This is a genomic window from Pseudoalteromonas sp. TP27 (genome assembly GCF_056470645.1).
Genome location: NZ_JARDAK010000003.1, coordinates 62,307 through 74,704 on the forward strand (window position 1 = coordinate 62,307; position 12,398 = coordinate 74,704).

11 protein-coding genes are annotated in these 12,398 nt (G+C 39.0%); 5 read left to right on the top strand and 6 right to left on the bottom strand.

Annotated features, from left to right (window positions below; genetic code table 11):
• Nucleotides 1-11: 11 nt before the first annotated feature.
• Entirely contained in the window at nt 12-1,142 is a 1,131-nt protein-coding gene (gene rnd, locus PX700_RS04965; RefSeq protein WP_479520030.1) for a ribonuclease D, read from the top strand.
• A 162-nt stretch (nt 1,143-1,304) separates the two neighbouring features.
• Here the strand turns inward: rnd and minE are convergent, their stop codons facing one another.
• From minE to minC, 3 genes are read right to left on the bottom strand one after another with little or no spacing between them, the layout of a single operon-like run.
• Nucleotides 1,305-1,568 carry a cell division topological specificity factor MinE gene (gene minE, locus PX700_RS04970; protein ID WP_007377619.1) on the bottom strand — a complete coding sequence of 88 codons (264 nt, stop codon included), beginning with the start codon at nt 1,566-1,568 and terminating at the stop codon, nt 1,305-1,307.
• A 1-nt stretch (nt 1,569) separates the two neighbouring features.
• Nucleotides 1,570-2,379, bottom strand: a complete 810-nt coding sequence (gene minD / locus PX700_RS04975; RefSeq protein WP_415636980.1) for a septum site-determining protein MinD — start codon at nt 2,377-2,379, stop codon at nt 1,570-1,572.
• A 5-nt stretch (nt 2,380-2,384) separates the two neighbouring features.
• The gene (minC, locus tag PX700_RS04980) at nt 2,385-3,089 is read right to left on the bottom strand and encodes a septum site-determining protein MinC (RefSeq protein WP_415636979.1); all 705 of its coding nucleotides are present in this window, start codon (nt 3,087-3,089) and stop codon (nt 2,385-2,387) included.
• Nucleotides 3,090-3,244: 155 nt separating this feature from the next.
• Between minC and PX700_RS04985 the strand changes: the two genes are divergently transcribed.
• Nucleotides 3,245-3,532: a YcgL domain-containing protein gene (locus tag PX700_RS04985; RefSeq protein WP_415636978.1), complete on the top strand. Its 288-nt coding sequence runs from the start codon at nt 3,245-3,247 to the stop codon at nt 3,530-3,532.
• Nucleotides 3,525-4,541 carry a lytic murein transglycosylase gene (locus PX700_RS04990; RefSeq protein WP_415636977.1) on the top strand — a complete coding sequence of 339 codons (1,017 nt, stop codon included), beginning with the start codon at nt 3,525-3,527 and terminating at the stop codon, nt 4,539-4,541. Before PX700_RS04985 ends, PX700_RS04990 begins: the two co-directional genes overlap by 8 nt.
• Before the next feature lie 40 nt (nt 4,542-4,581).
• On the opposite strand, the gene PX700_RS04995 is transcribed toward PX700_RS04990, so the two are convergent.
• Nucleotides 4,582-5,127, bottom strand: a complete 546-nt coding sequence (locus PX700_RS04995) for a GbsR/MarR family transcriptional regulator (RefSeq protein WP_010552940.1) — start codon at nt 5,125-5,127, stop codon at nt 4,582-4,584.
• A 206-nt stretch (nt 5,128-5,333) separates the two neighbouring features.
• Between PX700_RS04995 and adhP the strand changes: the two genes are divergently transcribed.
• Nucleotides 5,334-6,344 (top strand): alcohol dehydrogenase AdhP, encoded by a 1,011-nt coding sequence (gene adhP, locus PX700_RS05000; RefSeq protein WP_076924691.1) that lies wholly within the window; start codon nt 5,334-5,336, stop codon nt 6,342-6,344.
• Between the two features lie 69 nt (nt 6,345-6,413).
• On the opposite strand, the gene PX700_RS05005 is transcribed toward adhP, so the two are convergent.
• Together PX700_RS05005 and PX700_RS05010 are read right to left on the bottom strand one after the other, a co-directional pair.
• Entirely contained in the window at nt 6,414-8,834 is a 2,421-nt protein-coding gene (locus PX700_RS05005) for a TonB-dependent receptor (protein ID WP_479520031.1), read from the bottom strand.
• Nucleotides 8,835-9,052: 218 nt separating this feature from the next.
• The gene (locus PX700_RS05010; RefSeq protein ID WP_479520032.1) at nt 9,053-10,330 is read right to left on the bottom strand and encodes a Xaa-Pro dipeptidase; all 1,278 of its coding nucleotides are present in this window, start codon (nt 10,328-10,330) and stop codon (nt 9,053-9,055) included.
• A 154-nt stretch (nt 10,331-10,484) separates the two neighbouring features.
• Here PX700_RS05010 and PX700_RS05015 point away from each other — a divergent pair, with 154 nt between their 5' ends.
• The gene (locus tag PX700_RS05015; RefSeq protein WP_479520033.1) at nt 10,485-12,326 is read left to right on the top strand and encodes a DUF885 domain-containing protein; all 1,842 of its coding nucleotides are present in this window, start codon (nt 10,485-10,487) and stop codon (nt 12,324-12,326) included.
• Nucleotides 12,327-12,398: the final 72 nt, after the last annotated feature.

Sequence of the window (12,398 nt, forward strand, 5' to 3'; positions counted from 1 at the left end):
TAGGAGATTAAGTGCAATACCAATTGATTGAAACCCAGAATCAACTTAATACATTTGTTGAGCAAATTAAAAATAAACCCGTTTTAGCTATCGATACTGAGTTTATGCGTCGTCGTACTTTGTATCCGGAAGTTGCACTTATCCAAGTTTTTGATGGTGAACACTTAGCACTTATCGATCCATTGGCTGAGCTTTCATTGTTTGATTTTTGGGAAATTTTAAAAGATCCTGCTGTTTTAAAAGTATTACATTCTCCTTCAGAAGATATTGAAGTTTTTCAAAAGTACGCAGGCTTTGTTCCAGCTCCATTATTTGATACACAATTTGCATTGCAATTACTGGGTGAAGGCAACTGTATGGGTTTTGCCCTTATGGTAAAAGAACTGCAAGGTATTGAAATAGATAAAAGTGAGTCACGTACTAACTGGCTACAACGTCCATTAACTAAAAAGCAATTAGATTACGCTGCCGCTGACACGTTTCATTTATTACCGTGTTTTGAGCTGATTATCGATCGTATCAATGCCGCTGGCTTTTTTGATATTGTATTAAACGAGAGTGAGCTGATTGCAAAAAAACGTGCATTTCAAACACCAGACGAGCTTTTATATAAAGATATTAAAAATGCATGGCAACTTAAACCGCACGAATTAGCGGTGTTAAAAGAGCTTGCTGTATGGCGAAGAAACAAAGCCATCAAGAAAAATTTGGCACTTAATTTTGTGTTAAAAGAACATAACATGACTGAAATTGCTAAACGAGGCCCTTCAAGTTTAAACGCCCTTAGGCAAATTCCAGGAGTTGAAGCTATTGAAGTTAATCGCTCTGGTGTAGATATAATAAAGTGTATTGAAGTTGCTAAAGAAGTCCCAGATGCTGAGCATCCAGATGTACTTAAGCGCTTAATTGATTTTCCTACCTATAAAAAAGTAGCCAAAGATATAAAACAAAAAATCACTAAAGTAGCCAAAGAACACAATATACCAGAAGACGTTATGGCTTCTAAAAAACAAATAAACCAATTAATTAGTTGGAACTGGAAGTTAACGCCTGATCAAAAAAAGAGTCATATAAAGCCTGACTTACTTAGCTCTTGGCGATATACCTACGTTAAAGACGCTTTAAAAGAATGGGATACTTAACGCTAAATATATACCTTTAACTGTGTGATAAGGGTCTATTGGTTCATATTACATGGTTAAAAAGTTTTAGTTGAGTGCAGGCATTAAAGCGTAGATATTCACCGTAATTATTACAAAGTAAATACAAATAAAAAGGGCGCTTATAAAGCGCCCTTTCTTCGATTACTTTTTTTCTTCATCAGGTAAAGTTACGTTTAGCTCAAGTACGGCTAAGTCGTCTTCGTTTTGATCAAACTGAACCTGAACTGCATCGCTACTCACGTTTACGTACTTACGGATCACATCTAAAATATCTTGTTTTAATTGTGGTAAGTAATCTGGCGTTCCTCGCTGAGAACGCTCGTGCGCGACAATGATCTGCAATCGCTCTTTTGCTAATGACGCACTGTTTTTCTTTTCTGAGCGGAAGTAGTCAAGTAAAGACACGTTAACCTCCAAAAATCCGTTTAAATAAGCCTTTTTTCTCAACATCTAAGAAGCGAAAATCGACGGTTTCACCTAGTAAGCGATTAATTGCATCCGCATAAGCTTGGCCTGCATCAGATTCCGTATCTAATATTACAGGCTGGCCTGAGTTTGAAGCGCTTAACACCGCTTGCGATTCAGGGATCACACCTAGCAGTGGAATTGATAGAATATCTTGTACGTCTTCTACCGATAGCATTTCACCCTTTTCTACACGTTCTGGGTTATAACGCGTTAATAGTAGGTGTTCTTTAATGTTTTCTAGGCCTTCTTCAGCACGTTTCGATTTACTGTGTAAAATACCTAAAATACGATCAGAGTCTCGAACTGACGACACTTCTGGGTTTGTTGTCACAATTGCTTCGTCAGCAAAGTACATTGCCATCATAGCGCCAGCTTCAATACCTGCTGGTGAATCACATACTATGTAATCAAAGTCTTCTTTTAATTCATTTAGTACGCGCTCAACACCTTCTCGGGTTAATGCATCTTTATCACGAGTTTGTGAAGCGGGTAGTAAAAATAATTTATCTACACGTTTATCTTTAATTAGCGCCTGGTTAAGTTTTGCCTCACCATTTATTACGTTTACAAAGTCATAAACAACACGGCGTTCACAACCCATAATTAAATCTAAGTTACGTAAACCAATATCAAAGTCGATAATAACTGTTTTATAGCCTTTTAACGCTAAGCCTGTGCCAATTGCAGCACTTGATGTTGTTTTACCAACACCGCCTTTACCAGAGGTAACGACAATTACTTTTGCCATGAGATTTATCCTTTAACCAAAGCTGAAATTTCTAATGATTCGTCTTTTTGTTGTATTTGCACTGCATTTCCCCAATGTTCACCTTGTAGCGAATCACTGATCCAGTAGTTACCATCTATGGAAACAAGTTCGGCTTCAAGTTTTTGGCAAAAAATGTGTGCTTTTTTAAAACCTTTTGCGCCTGCAATAGCGCGACCACGCAACGTGCCATATATATGGACATTACCATCGGCAATGACTTCAGCACCGTGACTTACCGCACCAAGTACGATTAAATCGCGGTCTTTTGCGTAAACTTGTTGGCCAGAACGAACGGTACCGCTAATAATTTGCGCCGGCAAATGCACTGTTTTTTCTACAATAGACGTATTAGCCTCTTGTTTAACAGGTTCGCTCTTAACGTCTTGTGAATAATTTAAAACAGATAAGCCAGCCGCTTTAGCTTGGGCATGTTGCTCATCAGAGCCATTACACACACCAACCGCATTAAAGCTCATGCGCTCAATCAACGATTTTAAGTGTACAAAATCGAGTGAACTGTTTTTAACTTCAAGTAAATTAACAACAATAGGGGCACCTTCAAAAAATCTAGGTGCTTGGGCTATTTTTATATACAACTGTTCTGCTAGAAGGGCTATATCAGTACTATAAAGATGCAAAACTGATAACGTAAAAAGATTCCCTTTTAACTCAAAAATTTGGTCCGACATACACGCTCAATTGAATTGTCTGATTAAAAATCAATATTAGATAAACGTAGGCTGAATAAGGCCTTTATTGAAATTTCTAATCTAAATTTTCTAACTTATTATTACTCTCATGTTATAGTGTGCGGCATTGTTAAGCAAGAATTTATAGGGTCATAATGCTCACTGCTGTATATAAAAGTAAGAAAAAAGCGGATACCTTCTTATTTGTTGAAAAAAGAGATGATTTTAGTAAAGTTCCGGAACCTTTAATGGCCATGTTTGGTCAACCTCATTACGTTATGATCATAAACTTAGCAAAACGTGAACATTTAGGTGGAGCCGATTTAGAAACTGTAAAAGCAGCATTATCAAACCCTGATAAAGGCTACTACTTACAAATTCCACCACCAGAGGAAAACTTGCTAAGTCAATTACGAAAAGAAAATGGAGTTGATAGTGATTAAAAAACTGACCGTTTTATTATGTGGAGTTTGCTTAAGCGGCTCTGTAATGGCTAAAACACAAGCCGAGTTTCAAACATATTTAACTGATTTAAAGCAAGAAGCGATATCTAAAGGTTACGAAGCGAAGCTTATTGATGATGCTTTTGCAACAGCAACCTATAAAGAGAAAGTGGTGTCGGCTGATAAAAACCAGCCAGAAGTGAAAGAAACGCTTGAAACGTATTTACCAAAACGTGTACCACAATGGAAAATTGATCGTGCACGCAAGCTCTACGCAGAAAACAAAGATGTGCTTGAACAAGTTGCTAAAGAGTTTGGCGTACAAGCTCGTTTTATAGTGGCACTTTGGGGGCTTGAAAGTAATTTTGGTACCATTCAAGGTGGCCATAACGTTATTTCATCTTTAGTAACACTTGCTTTTGATGGACGCAGAGAAGCGCTTTATAAACGCCAGCTTTGGGCAGCACTGGATATTTTAAAATCGGGTCATATTACCTTAGATAAATTTAAAGGGTCTTGGGCAGGTGCTATGGGGCAAACACAATTTATGCCTACATCGTTCAACGCTTACGCGGTTGATTACAATAACGATGGCCGTAAAGATATTTGGACCACTAAAGAAGATGCTTTTGCTTCAATTGCTAATTATTTAAAGCAAGAAGGGTGGAACGATTCGCTTACTTGGGGACGCCAAGTTCAGTTACCTGAAAACTTTGATAGTAAATACGTTTTAGTACGCGGTACTAAAACACGTAAGCAGTGGTTAGAGTATTGGAATGACTCAGAGCGTTCATTAGCTGATTGGCAAGCACTGGGTGTTCGTAAAGCCGATGGTTCTGATTTACCTAATGTAGACGTACGTGCTGCACTGGTTATGCCTGATGACATAAATGGACGCATGTACTTAGCGTACGATAACTACAAAGTGTTTATGCACTGGAATCGCTCGTATTACTTTGCCACCAGCGTAGGTTATTTGTCAGATAGAATTGGATATCCAAAAATCTAATTATTAAAATATGTATATAAATAAAGCCGCAATTGCGGCTTTATTCTTTCTTAAAAATCTTATCTTTTAGGTCAATAACTTTACCAATACCAGAGCCTAGCTTCATCAGCTTATTGAGTTGTTCTGGCGTTAAGCGCTGCAGCTCCGATGACCATTTTGTTACGGTTTCAAGCAGGTTGTGAATTTCCCCCATTTGTTTTTGCGCGTACAGTTCATCATCGTTACTGGCTTCGTCTAATAAGTTATCGCGCAGCAATGTTAGGGTGGGTTCAATTTCGCGTTTTTTACGTTCTTCAAATACGCGATTAGCCATATCCCAAATATCGCCAGCAGGGGCGTAGTACTCTTTTCGATCGCCTGGAATATGCTGTACTTTAATTAATTGCCACGATTGCAGTTCTTTAATACCCATACTTACATTACCGCGAGAAATACTAAGCGCATCAGCAATCTCGTTGGCTGTCATCGGGTTTTTAGTAATAATCAGCAAACCACACATTTGCCCGATTGTACGATTAAATCCCCAGCGGCTGCCCATCTCACCACAATGCATTACGAAGGCAAAATTCTTTTCGGATAAACTCATTGCTTAATAACTTTCAGTAATTTCAGAAACTAAATGCTAGCACGCTCATTTTGGATAGCAAGTTCTTAGCCACTTTATAAATCAATTTAAACGACTAAAGTATGATTTAGATTAATATTCATACATTTATATTAGGATATGTTGTACATACAACAGTACGTAAATAAATCCTTTTTTTAATTTTTTTCACATACGATGGAATGACTATGAAAGCTGCAATTAATAATGAATACAAAGGTAAATTACAAATAACAGACTTACCAATCCCTGAGGTTGGAATAAATGATGTTTTAGTTAAAATAGCGGCCTGTGGTGTTTGCCATACTGATTTACATGCTTGCCATGGTGATTGGCCAGTAAAACCAAAAATGCCATTAGTACCAGGGCATGAAGGTGTTGGTGTTATTGATAAAGTTGGCAGCAACATTAAGCATTTAAAAGTGGGCGACAGAGTGGGTGTTCCTTGGCTTTATAGTGCATGCGGGCACTGTGAGTTTTGCCTAGATGGCAAAGAAACACTGTGTTTATCGCAGCATAATACCGGCTATTCTATTGATGGTAGTTATGCAGAATATTGTTTGGCTCACGGTGATTACGTTGTAAAAATACCTGAGGGATTAGGCTTTTCTGAAGCTGCTCCATTATTTTGTGCAGGTGTTACAACCTATAAAGCATTAAAAGTATCCGGTGCTAAACCGGGGCAGTGGGTTGCTATTGTTGGTGTAGGCGGGCTTGGTCATTTAGCAGTACAATACGCTAAAGCAATGGGTTTTAATGTAATAGCTGTTGATACAGGAAAAGAAAAGCTCGCACTTGCTAAAGAGCTTGGCGCAGATATAACCCTCGACTTTAAAGAAGTTGTTCCAAGCGAAGCTATTTTTGAACAAGTAGGTGGCGCGCATGGCGTTGTGTGTACTGCGGTATCTAAAGCTGGGTTTGAACAAGCTTATAAAAGTGTACGCCGTGGCGGTAAATGTGTACTAGTGGGGTTACCTCCAGAGGATATGCCGCTTCCTATTTTTGATACTGTGCTTAATGGCGTGTCAGTAGTGGGCTCTATTGTTGGTACACGTAAAGATTTGCAAGAATGCTTGGAATTTGCAGCGCAAGGTAAAGTAAAAGCAATTATTGAAGAAAAACGTTTAGAGGATATTAACGAAATTTTTGATGATATGCTTAAAGGCGAAATTAACGGCCGAATTGTCGTTACTATTTAATTAAATAGCTACAGTAAAAAAGCACGGTTTGTAAAAATACAAAACCGTGCTTTTTAAATACTAAACCAATTAAAGTGTGTAACTAAAACTTAGTTTTGCATTACGCTCTTCCCCTAGCATACCACCTAAAAACATTGCTTTTGAGTAATATTTTTTATCAAACAAGTTGTTTAGGTTTAACTGCATATGCCATTTATCAGTGGTGTACGATACCGCTGTATCGTAAATCGTGTAACTTGGTACATAACCATCTGGAATCGAGAACGAACTCGAATTAGTACTTCTGTTATCTACAAAGGTAATACCACCACTTATATTCACAGCTTCAGGTAAGTTAAACATATCTGCGTAGTAAGTTACCCATGTGCTTGTTGTTACGTAAGGCACACCTTTTTGGCGTGTATCATAACTGCTGCTATTAGGATTACTCTTGTCACGTGCATCTTGATAAATACCGTTTACGTTTACTTTCCATTTATCATTTAAGTAAGCGTTTAAATCAAGTTCAATACCTGTTGTTTCTTCTTTACCATCATAATAGCTTTCAGGTACATTTGAGCCTGATGTTAAAGCGTCATAAAGCGGGTTTGCGTATTCTAAATTAGTACGAGAGCTTTCGAATATAACAACAGAAGCTAGTAGTTGATCATCAAACGCTTTAAATCTAAAACCTAAATCGTTACTCATTGATTCAGAATCTTCTCTGTCTGCTTCATTACCCGCCACAGAGCCTAATACACTATACGCTGTACGGCCTTTTGAATGATTTACAAATACAGATAAATCTTCAGATGGCTGATACGTCGCACCAAGGTTATACGTTAAGCCAGAATCTGATGTACTCGCTTCAGGTGTTGGCTCTGCGCGGCTTGAGCTATAGCGCTCATCTACACCAAAGTGCTCGTAAGTTTGCTCAATTCGGTTATATGCTACACCAATACGCGTTGTAAGCTCTTCAGTAAGATAACCAACATGTTGAATGCCTAAGCCCCATGCTTGTACTTTTTTATTGTAGTCGCTGGTTTTAAGTGGATCGAAGTCATCAAAGCTGCCAGATGGCCAATTTGGTTCTCTTATATCGTAAATATACGGCAATGAACCTTGGTACGTTACATCACCAGCATCGTTTGTGAGTACGTAATCTTGATCCCATATTGAGAATTGTTTAAAACGAATATCTCTATCTTCGTAGTTTGCGTTAACAAGCAATTCGTTATCTACGTCGCCTAACATAAAGTCATAACGTAAATCTAAAAAGTACTGCCATGATTTTTCATCTGCTTCTACTTGGCGGTATTCTTGGCGGCGTGCTGCATACGGGTAAAGTACACCGTCTTCAACTAACGGAGCACGTGGGTCATTATTTATAATTGAATCACGAGTAGAGTAAACGTAGTTATAAGCACCTGTTTGGCGCGCAAAGCTCGATGTGTAGTTGCGGTACTGTAGCTGCTGGTTTAAAAACAAATCGTCAGTAATGTAATAGTTATGCGTTAATTTAAAACGCAGTTCTTCACCTTCGTTAGCATCAGCCATTGGTGAAATAATTCCATTTGTGCCAAAGCTATAAGGTGTTAAGCCATCAGATGCAGATAGCGAATTAGCAAGTTGGTCGCGCTGCGCATCGCTTAACTGTACGCCGCTTCCTGTCGGGTCGTTAACTAAATCGGCACCGGTTACTTCACCCGCGCTTAAACCGTTTGCAGTTTCTGCGTTGTAAATACGAATAGGGTGACCAATAGAATCAACCGCTATTTCATCTTTTATATATGCTGCAGAAAGCATGATGTTTTGTCTGTCGTTTAGTACGTATTTAAGCGAGGTATAAATTTCGTCGCGATCTTCTTTTAAATCGCGAAAGCCGTCACTTGACGCTGTTTTAGCCATTACACGATAGGCCAAGTCATCTGTTATTGCGTTAGTGCTATCAAACGATAATGAATAGCTATCCCACTGGCCAAGCTCAGCCGATACTTTGTGTTTTTCTTCAAATTCTGGCTTTTTCTCAATTAGGTTAATTACGCCACCCGCACTACCAATGCCATATAAACCTGTTGCTGGGCCTTTTAAAACCTCAACAGATTCAACATTTGTAAGTGAGCGAGTTGGATTAAATGTATTACCCAGGCCTGCACCACCATACATACCATCGTAGGTATAGTTTGCATCTAAGCCGCGAATAACTAAGTTATCACCAATACCGTAGTTATTACCTGCTTGTGTTAAACCACTTACGTTTCTAACTAAATCTTGTAGGCTATCTACACCTTGAGATTCAATAAGTTCACGGTCAATAATCACAACCGGTGCAGGTGTTTCCATTAAAGACATGTCTGATTTAGTAGCAAGACCTGAGCTCATCACCACGCGGTTTTGTTTTTCGTATACGCTGATGCGTTCAATATCAGCATCAACTTGTGTATTTTGGGCAAATGCCATATTTGCATTTAAACAAGCAAGAGTAATAAGAGAGTACTTAAACGTTTTCATAGAGTGATAACTATTCGCGTTATTGAATTTGCGCGAATGATAATGGTTATTGTTTTTAAAGTGAATGAAAAGTTCACTTTTTTTGATTAAATAGAACTGTTCGGGTGATTAATAAACAAAGGTAAGCCTAATAAAGGTACGGCGTACCTTTATTAGGATGTTTTAGATGGGTGAGGGGTTTATTAAGGCTAAGTAAGCTCTGCCTTAATAGCGTGTATTTACAATTGGTTTTTATAAACAACACCGGCTTTCATTACAAAGGGTACTGACTCTAAGGTTTTAATGTTTTTAAGAGGGTTTGCTTTTACAGCAATTATATCAGCTGCAAATCCGGTTTTAATTTGTCCTAACTGAGTATCCATTTTTAATAACTTAGCGCTATTAATAGTGGATGCTTGAATGGCTTGTAGTTCTGTCATGCCAAATTCAACCATGCGGCTAAACTGTTTTGCATTATCGCCGTGCGGGTAAATTGCTGCATCCGTTCCAAAGACCATTTTCACACCCGCTTTTACAGCACGGCTAAAGCTATCACGTTGCCTTTTTGATACTTGGCGCTCTTTATTGAGGTTTTCTTCGTCTACGCCATTTTGCTCGCCATAAGTTAGCGTGTATTCGGTGTTATAAATATCCATTGAAAGCCAAGTTCCATGCTCTTTGGCAAGGGCTATGGCTTCGTCATCTAAAAAGCTGGCGTGCTCTACGCTATCAACACCTGCTTTAATGGCTGTTTTAATTCCGCTTGTACCATGTGCATGGGCTGCAACCGGTAAATCTCGCATATGAGCTTCATCAACAATGGCTTTCATTTCTTCAAAAGAATACTGCTGTGCACCTACTTTAGTCCCTTTTGAAAATACGCCACCGGTGGCGCAAAACTTAATTGCGTTTGCCCCATATTTAATGTTTTCGCGTACTTTTATACGCGCAGCCCATGGACCGTCTGCGACGCCACTTGAAGTATATTTTAGCTCAGGAGGTAATCGGTTGTTATCACAGTGCCCGCCGGTAATTCCGAGTGATGGCCCCGCAGCCCAAATACGAGGGCCAACTATGTCACCTGCGTTAATTCCATCACGCACAGCGATAACGCTATAACCGTCTGCGCCCACATTACGTACTGTAGTAAAACCGGCTTCTAGTGTTTTTTTAGCAAAATAAGCCGCTTTAATTGCCATACGCGGAACTGACTGGCCTAAACGTTCACTGCGTGGAACCGTCGGATCGCTTGTTAAATGCACATGCATATCCATTAAACCAGGCATAAGTGTTAGCTCCGGTAACGCGATATGCTCATCATTTTTAGAAAGCTTAGGTTTTTTGTTTTGTTCAATTGATACGATAACCCCGTTATCAATTGCAATTAACGGCGAACGTATTAACGTGCCGTTTTCTACATCTAACATTGCTTTAGCTGATATGTAAGTAACAGCTTGTGCATTGAAGCTGTTTAGGGACAGCAGGGCAATAGAAGCACTGAGCAATTGTTTTTTCATTTTATTCTTCTTTTAGAGTAGTTTGTGTCTTTCTTGACTCTACCAAGGTAAATTTAAAGTGCAAATGAATAGCGATAAACGCAATCTGTCGTAATTTCTTTATTAAGCGCTGTTAAATGCGCATAATTAAAAAACGATATTAAAAAGGATTATCATGAAATCAATTAAATTAGCATTAGTTGCCAGTGGCGTTATGTTTGCTTTAAGTGGCTGTATGAATACTGGGCTTAATACAAGCACTAACACCAGTGCGCAGCTAAACACAGTTAACGCATCGGCAGGTATTGTTTCAGAGCTTTCGGCAGAGCAACAACTCGATGTACATGTTGCACAGTATTACGATGAATCGCTTACATATAGCCCTATAAGCGCAACGTATAGTGGCCGTAACGAGTTTAACGATCAATTTACGCCAGAAATCTCAAAAGAAAATAGAGCAAAAAAAGCGGCTTTTTATAAAAAATATCAACAGCGATTAAACTTTATAGATAAAGCACAGTTAACAGGGCAGTCGCTTTTAAGCTTTGAAATATTAGAGCGCGACCTTGCACTAAAATTAGAGGGCATGCAGTTTCCTGATTATTTATTACCAATTAACCAAATGGCGGGTGCGCATAACACGTTTGCAGGTTTTGGCTCAGGTCAAAGCGCTCAGCCGTTTAATACAGTTGAAGATTACACTGCTTTTATGTCGCGCAGCGAAGGTTTTGTTAAGTGGCTTACTAGTGTAGAGCGCTCAATGGCACAAGGTATTAAACTAGGTATTACCTTGCCAAAGCCTCTGGCTGAAAAACTGCAACCACAATTTGCGGCTCATGTAGTTAAAAAAGCTGAAGACTCACTATTTTGGGGACCAATTAAAAAATTACCAGAATCGTTTAGCGCACAGCAAAAGCAAGAAATTACAGCGCAGTATCGCGAACTGATTATGCAGCACTTAGTACCAGCTTATAAAAGCATGAGTGACTTTTTAGCTAATCAGTATATTCCTAATAGCCGTGAGAGCGTTGGTTATAGTGACTTACCAAACGGTAAAGCATGGTACGAATACCAAATTAAGAAAAACACGACGCTTAGCTTATCTGCAGACGAAATTCATGAAATTGGTTTAAGTGAAGTGTCGCGCATTTTAAGCGAAATGAAAAAAGTAAAAGAAACCGTAGGTTTTAAAGGCGAATTATCTGAATTTTTTGACCACTTACGTAATTCAGACGAGTTTTACTACAATACGCCACAGGAGCTAATTGCGGCATATGAAAACGTTAAGAAAAAAATAGATGCGCGTTTACCTCTGCTTTTTAATATAGCACCAAAAGCACCTTACGTTGTAAAAGCGGTCGAAACTTACCGAGCGCAGTCGGCTGCAGGTGCGTCGTATGCATCTCCTGCACCTGATGGCTCTCGCCCAGGCATTTTTTATATCAATACGTATAACTTAAAAGCACAGCCGAAATTTTTACTCGAAACCTTATCTATACACGAAGCGGCGCCAGGACATCACTTTCAAATAGCACTTCAACAAGAAATAGAGGGCTTACCTGACTTTCGCAAATTTGGTGGTTACACTGTATTTGCAGAAGGTTGGGCACTTTACGCAGAAAGCTTAGGCAAAGAGCTTGGATTATTTACCGACCCCTACATGTGGTACGGGCGTTTATCAGACGAGCAATTACGTGCAATGCGTTTAGTGCTTGATACTGGTTTTCATGCAAAAGGGTGGACACGCCAGCAGGGTATTGATTACATGCTTGCTAACTCATCTATGGCTAAAAGTGATGTAATAGCTGAAGTTGAGCGTTATATTGCATGGCCGGGGCAGGCGCTTTCTTACAAGTTAGGGCAATTTAAAATCCAAGAACTACGTGATTATTCTAAAAAAGAACTCGGCGATAAATTTGATATTAAAGCGTTCCACACGCAAATATTAATTGATGGCGCATTACCAATGCCAATCCTAGAGGAGAAAATTAAGCGTTGGGTTAAATCTCAAAGCTAATTTTTAGCGCAAAGCCAGTACTTTGAAAGGGTATTGGCTTTGCGCCATTTGCAGCAATACGGTAGAATGCGC